We start from the raw sequence: 14,349 nt of genomic DNA, 5'->3' as shown, positions 1-14,349 counted from the left end.
CCATCCTGAGCGCGCGCCGACCACGCCCACTCGAGGAGCGCCCGTGCTGCCCGACCCCGCTGACGAGCGGAACGTGCTCGGTGGACCGCTGCAGTCCTGCTCCACCGAGCCGCTGACCGGGTTCTACCGCGACGGGCACTGCAGCTCCGGCCCGGACGACCTGGGCCGGCACACCGTCTGCGCCGTGGTCTCCACCGAGTTCCTGGCGCTGCAGCGCGAGCTGGGCAACGACCTCTCCACCCCGCGCCCCGAGTACGGCTTCCCGGGGCTGCGGCCGGGGGACCGCTGGTGCGTCGTCGCCACCCGCTGGCTGCAGGCCTACCAGGCCGGGGCCGCCGCGGGGGTGGTGCTGGCCGCCACCAACGCCCGCGCGCTGGAGATCGTCCCGCTGGAGGCACTGCGGCAGTACGCCGTCGACGTGCCGGACGACGCCAGCGGCCTGGAATGAACACCCCGCCCGGCGTGCTGCGGGCGGCATGGGCGACCTCCTCGACACCCCCGTCACCACCCTCCGCGGCACCGCCACGACGCTGCGGGAGCTGACCGGCGGCGGGCCCGCGCTCGTCGTCAACGTGGCCAGCCGCTGCGGCCTGACCCCGCAGTACACGGCGCTGGAGGCGCTGCACGAGGAGTACCGCGCCCGCGGGTTCACCGTCGTCGGCGTGCCGTGCAACCAGTTCATGGGCCAGGAGCCGGGCACCGCGGAGGAGATCGAGCAGTTCTGCTCGGCCACCTACGGCGTCACGTTCCCGTTGACGGAGAAGGCGGAGGTGAACGGCACCGGCGCGCACCCGCTGTTCCAGCGGCTGACGGCCGCACCGGACGTCGACGGCGAGGCCGGTCCGGTGGCGTGGAACTTCGAGAAGTGGGTGCTGTCGGGCCACGGCGAGGTGGTCGCCCGCTTCCGGCCGCGGACGCCGCCGGACGACCCCGCCGTCCGCGCCGCGATCGAGTCGGTCCTCCCCGCCTGACAACCGGCCCGCCCCAGGCGCGTGGTCGCGACCCCGGCCGCACGGGCCTGGCGCGGCGGCACCGGGCTGGAGCGGCGGGCGCGGGCGCGAACGCCTAGGTTCGCGGCATGGCCGATCTGCGCTTCTGGTTCGACCCGGTCTGCCCCTTCGCCTGGATGACCAGCAAGTGGGTGCGCCAGGTGAGCGCCCAGCGCGAGTACGCCGTCGAGTGGCGGTTCATCTCCCTGCGGCTGCTCAACGCGCACGTCGACTACGCCTCGCACTTCCCGCCCGAGTACGAGGCCGGGCACACCGCCGGGCTGCGGCTGCTCCGCGTGGCCGCCCACGTGCGTGACCGGACCGGGAACGAGGGCGTCGCCCGGTTCTACGAGGCGTGCGGGCAGCACGTCTTCGAGCACGGCCCCGAGGGCGACCGGGCGGCGCGGGGGACGGCGGAGTTCGTGGCACCCGTGCTCGCCGACGCGGGCCTGCCCGCCGACCTCGCCGACGCGCTGGAGGACGGCGCGCGCGACGCCCAGATCCGGACCGAGACCGACGAGGCGCTGGGCCTGGCCGGTAAGGACGTCGGGACGCCGATCCTGCACTTCCAGCCGCCCGAGGGCGTCGCCTTCTTCGGGCCGGTGATCAGCCGGCTGCCGGCCGAGGACGAGGCCGTCGCGCTGTGGGACCACGTGGTGGGGCTGGCCTCGTTCCCCGGGTTCGCCGAGCTCAAGCGCAGCCTGCGCGAGCGCCCGCAGCTCCCCGCCTTCGGGGTGCAGCCCGGCGAGATCGGGCAGCAGGAGGACTGGCACGGAGGGAGCCGGCGGCAGAAGCGCTGACCCCGGCGAGGGCCCTCACGAGGTGGACGCACCTGGCGAGAACGGCGGAGCGGGCTAAGGTAAGCCTTATCTGATCTGCCGTCCGTCCCGGGAGCTGCTCGTGGCCACCACGGTCGACGTCCCGCCCCGGGGCGCGGCACGACCTCCGGCGCCGCCGCTGCGCGCGCGCCGGCTGGGCACGCTCGCCCTCCTGCTGGCGCTCGTCGTCGCCGCCGCGCTGGCCAGCATCGCGGTCGGCACGCGGTCCATCGGCCTCGGCGAGGTGTGGCGCTCGCTGCTCGACCCCTCGCTGACCGGGGAGGAGGCGGTGATCGTCCGGCAGCTCCGGGTGCCCCGCACGGTGCTCGGCCTGATGGTCGGCGCCGCGCTGGGGCTGGCCGGGGCGCTGATGCAGGGCCACACCCGCAACCCGCTGGGCGATCCCGGGCTCCTCGGCGTCACCGCGGGCGCCAGCCTCGCCGTCGTCCTCGCGATCACGCTGCTGGGCGTCACCACGCCCGCCGGCTACGTCTGGTTCGCCTTCGTCGGCGCGCTGGTGGGCACCGTGCTGGTGTACGCGATCGGTTCCGCCGGGCGGGGCGGGGCCACCCCGGTCACCCTCGCGCTCGCCGGGGCGGCGCTGTCGGCCCTCATGTACGCCCTGGTCCGCGCGATCCTGGTCAGCGACCAGCAGACGCTCGACAGCTTCCGGTTCTGGGTGGTCGGCTCGCTCGCCGGGCGGGACGCCGCCGTCGCCGGGCAGGTCGCCCCCTTCCTCGCCGTGGGCCTCGTGCTGGCCCTGGTCAACGCGCCGGCGCTGAACCTGCTCGGCCTGGGCGAGGACGTCGCCCGCGGGCTGGGCCAGCGCATCTGGCTGGCCCGCGCCGTCGGCCTGGCCGCGATCACGCTGCTCTGCGGAGCCGCCACCGCCGCCTGCGGGCCCATCGCGTTCCTCGGGCTCGTCGTGCCGCACGCCGTGCGCGCCCTCACCGGCCCCGACCACCGGTGGCTGCTGCCCTGCTCCGCGCTCGCCGGCGCCGCGCTCCTGCTGGTCGCCGACGTGCTCGGCCGCGTCCTGGCCCGCCCCGGCGAGCTCCAGGTCGGCATCGTGCTCGCCCTGGTCGGGGCGCCGTTCTTCATCGCCCTCGTGCGCCGGAGCCGGACGGTGCGGCTGTGAGCGTCAGCGCCCCGGTGCGCCCGCCGACGGCGGAGCGCCCCCGCCCGCGCACCGGCCGGGTGCTGCGCGCGGGGCCCGCGTCGGGGCTGCTGCACTGGCGCCAGGTCGTCGTGCCGGTGGCCGGGTTCGTCGCCCTGGTGCTGGCCGCCGCGCTGAGCATGGGCCGCGGCGACTTCCCGATCGGCGTCGGCGACGTGCTGCGCACCCTCGTCGGCCTCGGCGAGGGCCCGCAGGTCTTCATCGTCCAGGAGCTGCGGGCCCCGCGGGTGGTCGTGGGCGCGCTGGTCGGGCTCGCCCTCGGCGTCGCCGGCGCGCTCTTCCAGACCTTCGCCCGCAACCCGCTGGCCTCCCCCGACACGCTGGGCATCACCATGGGCGCCTCCGTGGGGGCGGTGGCCGCGATCGTGCTCAGCGGCGGCACGTCGACCGGCGCCGTCCTGGGCGGGCTCGGCGTCCCGCTGGCCGCCCTGCTGGGCGCGCTGCTCACCGGCGCCCTGCTGTTCGCGCTCACCTGGCGGGCCGGCGTCGACGGGTACCGGCTGGTGCTCATCGGGATCGCGCTGTGGTCGGCCGGCACCGCGATCACCGACTGGCTGCTCACCCACGCCGAGATCTACGACGCCGCGTCGGCCTACGTGTGGATCACCGGCTCGCTCAACGCCCGCACGTGGGACGACGCCCTGCCGCTGGCCGTCGCCGTCGCGGTGCTCCTGCCGCTGGCGCTGGCGGCCGGTCGCGTGCTCGGCGTCCTCCAGTTCGGCGACGACACCGCCCGGGGGTTGGGGGTGCGGGTCGCCGGGGCACAGGCCGCGGTCGTCCTGCTCGCCGTCTTCCTCGTGGCCTTCGCCGTGTCAGCCGCCGGGCCGGTCACCTTCGTCGCCCTCGTGGTCCCGCAGATCGCCGTCCGGCTCACCGGCGGCTCCCGGCCACCGCTGCTGGCCTCGGGCACCCTCGGCGCCCTGCTCGTGGTCGCGGCCGACCTGGTCACCCGCACCGCCCTGCCCCAGGCGCTGCCGGTGGGCATCCTGACCGCCGTCATCGGCGCCCCCTACCTGCTCTGGCTCCTGGTCCGTGGAAGGCGGCGAGCGACGCTGTGACACTCCACATCGGCACCGAACTGCTGCGCCAGGACGTGCACCCGGCCGGGCCCCGGCGGGTCCGGCTGGCCGCCGAGCGCCTCCGGCTGGCCTACGACGACCAGGTGGTGGTCGACGACCTCGACCTGCAGCTCACCGAGGGCTCGTTCACCGCGATCGTCGGCCCCAACGGGTGCGGCAAGTCCACCCTGCTGCGGGCGCTCGGCCGGTTGCTGCGGCCGGTGAGCGGCCAGGTGCTGCTGGACGGCCGGGCCATCGCGCGCACGCCCACCCGCGAGGTCGCCAAGGTGCTGGGGCTGCTCCCGCAGACGCCGGTCGCGCCGGAGGGGCTCACCGTCGGCGACCTCGTTGCCCGGGGCCGCCACCCGCACCAGAGCTGGCTGCGGCAGTGGTCCCGCGACGACGAGGCGGTGGTGGCCGAGGCGCTGTCGTGGACCGACATGGCCGAGCTCGCCGACCGCCCCGTGGACGCCCTCTCGGGCGGTCAGCGGCAGCGGGCCTGGATCTCGATGGCGCTGGCCCAGGGCACCGACCTGCTGCTGCTGGACGAGCCGACGACCTACCTCGACCTCTCCCACCAGATCGACGTGCTGGACCTGGTGGCCCGCCTGCACGCCGAGCGCGGTCGCACCGTCGTGGTCGTGCTGCACGACCTCAACCTGGCGGCCCGGTACGCCCAGCGGCTGGTGGCGATGAAGGACGGCGCGCTGGTGGCTTCCGGCACCCCCGCCGAGGTGCTCACCGAGGAGCTGCTGGCCGGCGTCTTCGACCTCGAGGCGCGGGTGCTGGCCGACCCGGTCACGGGGACGCCGATGGTCGTCCCCGTCCGCCGGCTGCGCTGAGCCGGCCCCCTCTCGAAGGTTCTAGTTAGGGCAGGCTAACCTTCCTCGCGTCCGGGGATGATCACGCATCCCCTCAGCCGAGGGAGTTCCGTTGCACCGCACCTCACGCCGCCTGATGGGCGGCCTCCTGGCCCTGGGCGTCACCGTCGGCGTCAGCGGCTGCGGGGCCGACGCCGCCACCGACGGCGCCACCGATGACGCGGTGCCGGCCGCCGAGGGCGGCTGGCAGTTCACCGACGACCGGGGCACCACCGTCGAGCTCGACGCCACCCCCGAGCGCGTGGCGGGCCTCAACGACGTCGTCTCCTCGCTGTGGAACTACGGCGTGAAGCCGGTGGCCACCTTCGGCCAGACCTCCACCGCCGACGACGTGGCCTTCGAGGGCAAGGACCTCTCCGACGTCGAGATCGTCGGCGAGAGCTACGGCCAGATCGACCTCGAGCAGCTGGCCGCGGCGGAGCCGGACGTCATCGTCACCAGCGTCTACCCGACCGACTCCGAGGGCACGATCGACGAGACCCAGCCGCTCTACGGCTTCGAGAGCCTGGAGCAGCAGGAGCAGGTCGCCCGGATCGCGCCGATCATCGCGATCGCCTGGACGGGCTCGGCCGCCGACGTCATCGACCGCACCGCCGAGCTCGCCGAGGCGCTCGGCGCCGACATGGAGGGCACGGAGGTCACGCAGGCCCGCGAGGAGTTCGAGGCGGCCTCCGACGCGCTCACCGAGGCCGCGGCCGGCGGCATCACCGTGCTGCCCGTCGCCGCCTACGCCGCCGAGGGCTTCTACATGGCCAAGGCCCCCGACGACCCGTCGCTGCGCATGTACGCCGACCTCGGCGTCCAGTTCGTCGACCCGGGCGGCGAGGGCTACTTCTGGGAGACCGCCGGCTGGGAGGACGTGGGCCGGTACCCCAGCGACGTCCTGCTGTACTCGCTGCGCGGCGCCATGACGCCGGAGGAGATGGCCACGCAGCCGACCTACACGCTGCTGCCCGCCGCGCAGGCCGGCCAGGTGCACCCGTGGAAGTACATCGGCATGGACCACGCCGCGCAGGCGGAGTACATGGAGGAGCTCGCCAGCTGGCTCGCCGAGGCGGAGGACGTCACCCCCTGAGCGGCGCCACCCCTCCGAGGCCCCGGTCCCGCGTCACGTCGACAGCGGGGCCGGGGTCTCCGGCACCGGGGGCGCGGACGGCGTCCGCCCGGTGCGCGCGGTCTGGGCCAGCGCGATGCCGGTGAGCACGACGATGCCGCCGGCGACCTGCCAGCCGGTGAGCACCTGCTCGACCCACAACCACGCGACGACGGAGGCGAAGACCGGCTCCACCGTCGCGACGAGCCCGGCGGTGGTGGGCGCCAGGTGCGGAAGCGCCGCGATCGACAGCCAGAACGGCACCGCCGCGCCCAGCACGACGATCCACCCGACGAGCAGCCAGAGCGGCAGCTGCAGGCCGCCCAGCGAGACCGGCACCGGCTCGGCGAGCACCCCGGCGTCGAACTGCCACCACGGGGCGGCGACGGCCCAGAACACCGCGGCCGCCACGAAGCTCCAGCAGGTGAGGGTGACCGGATCTCGGCTCACCGTGCCGCGCTCGCCGACCAGGTAGTAGGTGGCCAGGCAGAGCGCCGCACCGAACGCCGCCGCCACGCCGAGCGCGTCCAGCGAGCCGCCGCCCTGCCAGACCTGCGCCACGAGCACCAGGCCGGACAGCGACAGCAGCAGCGCCGCCCACAGCCGGCTGCGCACCCGTTCGCGGCGGACCCGCCAGACGTAGAGGGCGATGAACACCGGCGCGGTCATCTCGAAGACGAGCGCGATGCCGACCGGCAGCCGCCCGATGGCCACGTAGTAGAGGAACTGGGTCAGCGCCACGCCGACCACCCCGAAGACGGCGAGCAGCGGCAGCTCGCGGGGCCGCACCCGCAGCCGGCCCGGAGCGATGAGCGCGAGCACCGCGAGCAGCACGATCGCGGCGCCGGTGCAGCGCAGCGCCGTCAGCCGGGTCGGCGGGACGCCGGCCTGGAGCGCGAGCGTCGAGACGGTGCCGTTGACGGCGAAGAGGGCGGCCGCACCGAGGGTGAAGGCGTACCCGAGGCCGGGCCGGACGGTGCGGGGCACGCGCGCACGGTAGCGGGCATGGCCGACGGAGACACCTACCGGATCAGAACAGCGCGAGGTCCTGAGCGGGCGGGCAGGTCGCGGGGCCGGCCGCGACGAAGACGGCGTCCAGGCCGGTCACCTCGAACACCCGCCACACCGAGGGCTGCACGTCGCACAGCAGCAGGTCGATACCGCGCTGCTGGCACCAGCGGCGGACGCCGGTGAGCACCGAGAGGCCGGCCGAGCCGATCGAGGGCACCCCGCCGAGGTCGAGCTCGAGGACGGTGCAGCCCACCAGCGGGTGCCCGGCGACGAACGCCTCCAGGTGCGGAGCGGTGACCAGGTCGACGTCACCGTCGACCACCACCCGGGCGCGCCCACCCGCGCTCTCCCACGCAAGGCGCTGCGCGGCCGGCTCCGGGGCCGGGTGCGAGACCCACCAGGGCCGCCGCCCACCGGGCGGGCGCGCAAGACGCCGACTGCCGTCCCATTCGTGCGCTCGCACCATGCTGCCCCCTCGCGCCGACGGTCACCCCGTCGCCACGGAACGTACGGACGCCGATCCGGCAGGACAACGGTTTCCGATACCGGATCGGCCGGGTCGGCACGCCCGGCGGGCGCGCGGTGACGCCTCGCAGCCGTGGCACCACCGTACGGATGCCGGGACCCGGCGGCGGCGGGCAGGACCGGCGGCGGAAGACTCGGCCCCGTGGACGTTCCGGAGGCCCTCTACCTGCCCGACGGGGACGGCTTCGCCGCCACCGCCCTCACGATCGGCCCCTGGGACACGGGGTTCCAGCACGCCGGGCCGCCGGCGGCGCTGCTCCTGCGCGCCGCCGAGGAGGTCAGCGCGATCGAGGGCGGGCAGACCGTCCGCCTGGCCTACGACATCCTGGCGCCCGTGCCCGTCGGCCCGGTGCGGGTGCGCACGTCGGTCGTCCGCCCCGGCCGGCGGATCGAGCTGGTGGAGGCGGTCCTCGACGCCGGGGGCGCGGCGCTCATGCGGCTGTCGGCCTGGCGGATGCGCTGCCGGGACGACGCCGCGGCGGAGACCGAGCAGCCGCACCCGGAACCGGCCGGGCCGGAGGGGAGCCGCGCCGAGCGTGCGGCGTTCTTCAGCAGCGAGGTGGCCTACCACCGGGCGCTCGACTGGCGGTTCGCCGCCGGCACCTTCAACGGGCCGGGGCCGGCGACGGCGTGGACCCGGCCGGAGTGCGCCCTCGTGGCCGGGGAGCCGATGACGCCGCTGCAGCACCTGCTCGTGATGACCGACGCCGCGAGCGGCATCTCGGCGACCCTCGACTGGACCCGGGCGACGTTCGCCAACGTCGACCTCACCGTGGCCCTGCACCGGCCGCCGCGGGGTGAGTGGCTGGGGATGGACGCCACGACCGTGCACGGCGGCGCCGGGGCGGCGCAGTGCTTCGCCGTCCTGTTCGACGCCGACGGCGCGGTCGGCCGGTCCAGCCAGTCGCTGTTCGTCGAGCCACGGTGAGCCCGGCGTGAGTCATCTCTCCGCAACCGCTGCGCCGCAGGTCAGCGGCGTGCCCGGCCGTTCCGGACGCGCGCCGCGGCGGCTCGGGCTGGCATCGCCGTCCGGCGGTGAGCATGGTGGGAGGGTCGCTTCCCCCGACGAACGGAGTGCCGCCACGTGGACGCGTTGAGAGACGTGCTGGACTGGCTGGCCGGGCGCGGTCTCGAGGTCGTGCTGATCGTGCTCGGGTCGGTGCTGCTCGCCCGCTTCGTCGGCTGGGTCGGCGACAAGATCACCGACCGGATCGACCGGAACTCCACCGGCGGCGACGCGCTCGTCCGGTCGGAGGCCGCCAAGCACCGCCACTCGCTGACCCAGGTGCTCACCTGGGCCCTGGTCGTGCTCATCTACTCGATCTCGGTCTTCTTCATCCTCGACCGCCTCGGCATCCCGGTGACCGGCCTCGTCGCGCCGGCGACCGTGCTCGGCGTCGGTCTGGGCTTCGGAGCGCAGCGCATCGTCGGTGACGTGCTGGCCGGGTTCTTCATCATCACCGAGCGCCAGTACGGGTTCGGGGACGTCGTCTCGATCCAGGTGGTCGGCGGGGGCGACCCGGCGAACGGCACGGTCGAGGACGTCACGCTGCGGGTCACCCGGATGCGCTCGCCCGACGGCGAGGTCGTGACCATCCCCAACGGCCAGATCGTCAAGGTCATCAACCTGTCCCGCGACTGGGCGCGCGCCGTCGTCGACGTCCCCCTGCCGACCACCGTCGACGTCAACCGGGCCAACGAGGTCCTGCGCGGGGTGGGCCGGGAGGCGTTCCGCGACCCGGCCATGCGGCCGCTGCTGCTCGACCCGCCCACCGTGATGGGCGTCGAGACCCTCGGGTTGGACGAGGTGAACGTGCGGGTGGTCGCCCGCACGCTGCCCGGCAAGCAGTTCGAGGTGGGCCGGGACCTGCGCGCCCGCATCGTCCAGGCGTTCCGCAGCCAGGGCATGCAGGTGCCGCCGCCCACGACGGCGCCCCTGGCGCAGGACGGCGCGACGGCCGTCCAGGAGGGGGTCCGGTGAAGACACCCGACGAGCGCCGCGACCCGGCCGCCCGCGCCTCCGAGGAGCCCACCGTGAGCACCGCCCCCGCCGCCGCGCCGGGCTCGCCCGCCGACTCGCCGTCGCCGGCGCCGCGGCACGGCTGGTGGGCGTCGATCCCCCGGCACCTGGGCCGCGCCCGCACCTCCACCGTCGTGCTCGCCATCCTCTTCGTGGCGGTCTTCGCCCTCTGGCTGAACGTCAAGCCCCCTGCGCAGGGCGCGCCCGCGACCGGGGAGACGGCGGTCACCGAGCCGACCGACCCGGCGGGCACGACGGAGCCCACGCAGACGGAGGAGACGCCGCCGACCGAGGAGCCGGTGACGACGACGCAGCAGCCCGAGCCGACCACCTCGCCCTCCGCGCCCACCACCACCGCGCCGGGCACGACCACCACGGCGCCGGAGACGCCCGCCCCCGCGCCGACCGGCGGCACGGGCGAGGAGACCGCGCCCGGCTCCTAGGACCGTGGGCCGCTGTTTCACGTGGGACATCGCTGCCCGAGTCCGGGCGGGTGTGCGTCGCCCGGCGGAGCGTCCTAGGATCACGTCGGCTCCTGAGAGGCAGCGCGAAGCACCTGGCTGGCTGCCCGGCAACCTCAACTCCGTCTGAGGTGCTCCAGGGGAAGAGCCGGCCGGTCGGCGCCCCGCCCCCGGCAAGGACGGAGCTCCCGTGCGCCGCGGGATCTCCCGCGAGCGAAGGAGACGGCGCATGACCGACCCGCAGAGCTGGAGCTTCGAGACCCGGCAGATCCACGCCGGCACGAGCCCCGACCCCACGACCGGCGCCCGCGCGCTGCCGATCTACGCGACCACCGCCTACCAGTTCCGCGACACCCAGCACGCGGCGGACCTCTTCGCGCTGGCCGAGATGGGCAACATCTACACGCGGATCATGAACCCGACGCAGGATGCGCTGGAGCAGCGCGTCGCGTCGCTGGAGGGCGGCGTCGCCGCGCTCGCCGTCGCCTCCGGCCAGGCCGCGGAGACCCTCGCCATCCTCAACCTCGCCGAGGCCGGCGACCACCTCGTCGCGTCGGCGTCCCTGTACGGCGGCACGTACAACCTGCTGCACCACTCGCTGCCGAAGATGGGCATCACCGTCTCCTTCGTCGAGGACCCCGACGACCCGGAGAACTGGCAGTCCCTCGTGCAGGAGAACACCCGGGCCTTCTTCGCCGAGTCGATCGGCAACCCGAAGGGCGACATCCTCGACATCGAGACCGTCGCCGGCGTCGCCCACCGCAACGGCGTCCCGCTCATCGTCGACAACACCATCGCGACGCCCTACCTGGTCCGGCCGCTGGAGTTCGGCGCCGACGTCGTCGTCCACTCGGCCACCAAGTACCTCGGCGGCCACGGCACCGTCATCGCCGGGCTCATCGTCGACGGCGGGTCGTTCGACTGGACCGGCGGCCGGCACCCGATGTTCACCACCGCCGACCCCACGTACCACGGCGTCGTCTACGCCGACCTCGGCGCACCGGCGTTCGCGCTGAAGGCCCGGGTGCAGCTGCTGCGCGACCTGGGGCCCGCGGTCTCGCCGTTCAACGCCTTCCTGGTGGTGCAGGGCATCGAGACGCTCTCCCTGCGCATGGAGCGGCACGTGCAGAACGCGCAGCGGGTGGCCGAGTTCCTCGAGGCCCACGACGCCGTCGAGCGGGTGAACTACCCGGGGCTGCCGTCCTCGCCGTGGCACGCCGCGCAGCAGAAGTACGCGCCGAAGGGCGCCGGCGCCGTCCTGACCTTCGAGCTGCACGGCGGCGTGGAGGCCGGCAAGCGGTTCGTGGAGGCCCTGGAACTGCACAGCCACGTCGCCAACATCGGCGACGTGCGCAGCCTGGTGATCCACCCGGCCTCGACGACGCACTCCCAGCTCACCCCCGAGGAGCAGCTGACCACCGGCGTCACGCCGGGCCTGGTGCGCCTCGCCGTGGGCCTGGAGGGGATCGAGGACATCCTCGCCGACCTCGAGGCCGGCTTCCGCGCCGCCAAGTCCGCCTGACGTGGGCGGGTGGGCCGAGGGGGATCCGGCGGGCGGCCGGCGCTTCCTCGACCTGCCCGCCCCGTTCGAGCTGGAGCGCGGCGGCAACCTGCCCGGCGTGCGGATCGCCTACGAGACCTGGGGGACGCTCGCCCCGGACGGCGGCAACGCCGTGCTGGTCGAGCACGCGCTGACCGGTGACAGCCACGTGGTGGGCGACCGCGGGCCGGGGCACCCGACGCCCGGCTGGTGGGGCGGCGTCGTGGGCCCGGGCGCCGCGCTGGACACCGACCGGTTCTTCGTCGTCTGCGCGAACGTCCTGGGCGGCTGCCAGGGGACGACCGGGCCGTCGTCACCCGCGCCGGACGGGCGAGCGTGGGGCTCGCGCTTCCCGGAGATCACGGTCGGCGACCAGGTCCGGGCCGAGGCGGCGCTCGCCGACGCGCTGGGCGTCCAGCGCTTCGCCGCCGTCGCCGGCGGCTCCATGGGCGGCATGCGGGCACTGGAGTGGGCGGTCCGGTTCCCCGGGCGGGTGGCGGGGCTGTTCTTCCTCGCCTCCACCGCCGTCGCCTCGGCCGACCAGATCGGCACGCAGACCACCCAGCAGGCGGCCGTGCGCGCCGACCCCCGCTGGCGCGGCGGGGACTACCCGCCGGGCGACCCGCCGGCGGACGGCCTCGACGTCGCCCGCCGGATCGCCCACCTCACCTACCGCAGCGCCGCGGAGCTCGAGGCGCGTTTCGGCGCGCGCCTGCAGGAGGACGGCCGATTCGCCGTCGCCTCCTACCTGCAGCACCACGGGGCCAAGCTGACCCGCCGGTTCGACGCCGGGAGCTACGTGGTGCTCACCGAGGCCATGAACAGCTGGGACGTCGGCCGGGGCCGCGGCGGCGTGGAGGTGGCGCTGGCCGGCGTGACCGCCCGCGCCCTGGTCGCCGGCGTGGACAGCGACCGGCTGTACCCACCGGAGCAGCAGCAGCGGGTGGCCGACGCGCTCGGCGTGCCGCTGCGGCTCATCGGCTCGCCCCACGGGCACGACGGCTTCCTGGTCGAGACGGCGGCGGTCGACGCGCTGCTGCGCGAGCTGCTCGCGGGCTGACGGCGCCCGGTTGTCGCACCCGGGGGCCAGGATGGCGGCGTGCCGACGCCGACGGACCTGCCGATGCTGCCGTTCCCCGACCAGCCCGCCTTCGAGGCCTGGCTGGAGGCCGAGCACGCCACCGCCCCGGGGCTGTACGTGCAGATCGCGCGCAAGGGCTCGGGCATCCCCTCCCTCACCTCCGCCGAGGTCGTCGAGTCGGCGCTCTGCTTCGGCTGGATCGACGGGCGCGGGCTCCGGCTGGACGACTCCTACCACCTGCTGCGGCTCACCCCGCGCCGCCCGCGGAGCGTCTGGTCGCAGAAGAACGTCGCCACCGTGGAGCGGCTGATCGCCGAGGGACGGATGCGCCCGGCCGGACTGGCTGCGGTGGAGGCGGCGCGGGCCGACGGCCGGTGGGAGCGCGCCTACCCGGGCGCGGCCACCATCACGGTGCCCGACGACCTCGCCGCCGCTCTGGACGCCGAGCCCGGCGCGCGGGCCGCCTTCGACGCCCTGGACGGGCAGAACCGCTACGCCGTCCTGTGGCGGGTGCACACCGCCGCCACCCCCGCCGGCCGGGCGAAGCGGGTCGCGGCCTGCGTGGAGCGGCTGGCCGCGGGCCGCCCCTTCCACCCCCCGCCCGGCGGGCGAGACTGACCGGGTGGACGACGACCTCCTCGCCCTGCGCGATGCCTGCACCCGCGCGCTGACGGGGCACGGCGACTGGCGCCCGGCCGACCTGCTGGCCACGGTCCCGCCCGGCACCGCCCCCGACCGGTACGGCGAGGGCGGAGTGGTCAGCGAGCTCGAGGCCGAGGTGGCGGAGCTGCTCGGGTTGCCCGCGGCGGTGTACCTGCCCAGCGGCGTCATGGCCCAGCAGGCGGCGCTGCGGGTGCACGCCGAGCGGCGCGGCCGGCGCACCGTCGTCTGCCACCCCGAGAGCCACCTGATCCGGCACGAGGAGCAGGCGTTCGAGCGGCTGCACGGCATGGTCCTGCGCCCGGCGGGCGACCGGTACCGCCTGCTGTTGCGGGCTGACCTCGACGCCGTCGCCGAGCACCCTGCCGCGCTGCTGGTGGAGCTGCCGCAGCGCGACCTCGGCGGACCGCTGCCACCGTGGGACGACCTGGTCGCGCAGGCGGCCTGGGCGCAGGAGCGCGGCGCCGCCGCCCACCTCGACGGCGCCCGGCTGTGGGAGGCCTCGGCCGGGTACGACCGCACGCCGGCCGAGATCGCCGGGCTGTTCGACACCGTCTACGTCAGCTTCTACAAGGGCATCGGCGCGCTGGCCGGCTGCTGCCTGGCCGGCCCGGCCGACGTGGTGGCCGAGGTCCGCGAGTGGCGGCGCCGGCTCGGCGGCACGCTCTTCGGGCTCTGGCCGGGCGCGGCCTCGGCGCTGGCCTGCCTGCGCCGGCGGCTGCCGCTGATGCCCGCCTACCTGGCCCGCGCCCGCGAGGTGGCCGACGCCGTGCGCGACCTCCCCGGTGTCACCGTCGTCCCCGACCCGCCGCAGACGCCGATGCTGCACCTGCTGCTGCGCACCACCCCGGAGACGTTCACGGCGGCCGCCCGCCGGCTCGCCGCCGAGCAGGGCCTGTGGACCTGGCCGCAGGCCGCGGTCACCGGCGACCCCGGCGTCGTGCGCGTCGAGCTCGCGGTCGGCGACGCGACGCTGGCGCTCCCCGTCGAGGAGGCGCGGACCGCCGTCGCCGCCCTGGCGGGGGACGCCTGACG

General features: G+C 75.6%; 16 protein-coding genes and 1 riboswitch. Of the genes, 14 read left to right on the top strand and 2 right to left on the bottom strand.

The window, feature by feature from the left end; all coding sequences use genetic code 11:
* Positions 1-43 precede the first annotated feature (43 nt).
* The 7 genes from ACI792_RS08985 to ACI792_RS08955 all read left to right on the top strand — a co-directional run bounded on the left by ACI792_RS08985 (position 44) and on the right by ACI792_RS08955 (position 5,998).
* Positions 44-448: a DUF2237 family protein gene (locus ACI792_RS08985; RefSeq protein WP_456580365.1), complete on the top strand. Its 405-nt coding sequence runs from the start codon at positions 44-46 to the stop codon at positions 446-448.
* Positions 449-476: 28 nt separating this feature from the next.
* The gene (locus ACI792_RS08980) at positions 477-971 is read left to right on the top strand and encodes a glutathione peroxidase (protein ID WP_456580364.1); all 495 of its coding nucleotides are present in this window, start codon (positions 477-479) and stop codon (positions 969-971) included.
* Between the two features lie 107 nt (positions 972-1,078).
* Entirely contained in the window at positions 1,079-1,789 is a 711-nt protein-coding gene (locus tag ACI792_RS08975) for a mycothiol-dependent nitroreductase Rv2466c family protein (protein ID WP_456602291.1), read from the top strand.
* A 100-nt stretch (positions 1,790-1,889) separates the two neighbouring features.
* Positions 1,890-2,945, top strand: a complete 1,056-nt coding sequence (locus tag ACI792_RS08970; RefSeq protein WP_456602290.1) for a FecCD family ABC transporter permease — start codon at positions 1,890-1,892, stop codon at positions 2,943-2,945.
* Positions 2,942-4,042: a FecCD family ABC transporter permease gene (locus tag ACI792_RS08965; RefSeq protein WP_456602289.1), complete on the top strand. Its 1,101-nt coding sequence runs from the start codon at positions 2,942-2,944 to the stop codon at positions 4,040-4,042. Before ACI792_RS08970 ends, ACI792_RS08965 begins: the two co-directional genes overlap by 4 nt.
* Positions 4,039-4,884, top strand: a complete 846-nt coding sequence (locus ACI792_RS08960; RefSeq protein WP_456602288.1) for an ABC transporter ATP-binding protein — start codon at positions 4,039-4,041, stop codon at positions 4,882-4,884. Before ACI792_RS08965 ends, ACI792_RS08960 begins: the two co-directional genes overlap by 4 nt.
* Before the next feature lie 91 nt (positions 4,885-4,975).
* Positions 4,976-5,998, top strand: coding sequence for an ABC transporter substrate-binding protein (locus tag ACI792_RS08955; RefSeq protein ID WP_456602287.1), 1,023 nt, complete (start codon positions 4,976-4,978; stop codon positions 5,996-5,998).
* Between the two features lie 33 nt (positions 5,999-6,031).
* Here the strand turns inward: ACI792_RS08955 and ACI792_RS08950 are convergent, their stop codons facing one another.
* Together ACI792_RS08950 and ACI792_RS08945 are read right to left on the bottom strand one after the other, a co-directional pair.
* Positions 6,032-7,003 (bottom strand): EamA family transporter, encoded by a 972-nt coding sequence (locus ACI792_RS08950; RefSeq protein WP_456602286.1) that lies wholly within the window; start codon positions 7,001-7,003, stop codon positions 6,032-6,034.
* Positions 7,004-7,046: 43 nt separating this feature from the next.
* On the bottom strand, positions 7,047-7,493 hold the full coding sequence (locus ACI792_RS08945; RefSeq protein ID WP_456602285.1) for an STAS domain-containing protein: 447 nt from the start codon (positions 7,491-7,493) through the stop codon (positions 7,047-7,049).
* A gap of 201 nt (positions 7,494-7,694) precedes the next feature.
* Between ACI792_RS08945 and ACI792_RS08940 the strand changes: the two genes are divergently transcribed.
* From ACI792_RS08940 to ACI792_RS08910, 7 genes are all read left to right on the top strand, one after another.
* Positions 7,695-8,480 carry a thioesterase family protein gene (locus tag ACI792_RS08940; protein WP_456602284.1) on the top strand — a complete coding sequence of 262 codons (786 nt, stop codon included), beginning with the start codon at positions 7,695-7,697 and terminating at the stop codon, positions 8,478-8,480.
* A 156-nt stretch (positions 8,481-8,636) separates the two neighbouring features.
* Positions 8,637-9,533, top strand: coding sequence for a mechanosensitive ion channel family protein (locus ACI792_RS08935; protein ID WP_456602283.1), 897 nt, complete (start codon positions 8,637-8,639; stop codon positions 9,531-9,533).
* The gene (locus tag ACI792_RS08930) at positions 9,530-10,015 is read left to right on the top strand and encodes a hypothetical protein (protein ID WP_456602282.1); all 486 of its coding nucleotides are present in this window, start codon (positions 9,530-9,532) and stop codon (positions 10,013-10,015) included. Before ACI792_RS08935 ends, ACI792_RS08930 begins: the two co-directional genes overlap by 4 nt.
* A gap of 88 nt (positions 10,016-10,103) precedes the next feature.
* A riboswitch (SAM riboswitch) is annotated at positions 10,104-10,219 on the top strand.
* A 43-nt stretch (positions 10,220-10,262) separates the two neighbouring features.
* Positions 10,263-11,555, top strand: a complete 1,293-nt coding sequence (locus ACI792_RS08925) for a bifunctional o-acetylhomoserine/o-acetylserine sulfhydrylase (protein WP_456602281.1) — start codon at positions 10,263-10,265, stop codon at positions 11,553-11,555.
* 1 nt (position 11,556) lies between these two features.
* Positions 11,557-12,633, top strand: a complete 1,077-nt coding sequence (gene metX, locus ACI792_RS08920; protein ID WP_456602280.1) for a homoserine O-acetyltransferase MetX — start codon at positions 11,557-11,559, stop codon at positions 12,631-12,633.
* Between the two features lie 39 nt (positions 12,634-12,672).
* Entirely contained in the window at positions 12,673-13,272 is a 600-nt protein-coding gene (locus tag ACI792_RS08915; protein ID WP_456602279.1) for a YdeI/OmpD-associated family protein, read from the top strand.
* A gap of 4 nt (positions 13,273-13,276) precedes the next feature.
* Positions 13,277-14,347 carry a threonine aldolase family protein gene (locus ACI792_RS08910; RefSeq protein WP_456602278.1) on the top strand — a complete coding sequence of 357 codons (1,071 nt, stop codon included), beginning with the start codon at positions 13,277-13,279 and terminating at the stop codon, positions 14,345-14,347.
* The last annotated feature ends 2 nt before the right edge of the window (positions 14,348-14,349 follow it).

It is taken from the genome of Blastococcus sp. SYSU DS0669 (assembly GCF_054050895.1).
The sequence above is the reverse complement of the archived record's forward strand: the minus strand, read 5'-3'. Positions and strand labels throughout refer to the sequence as shown.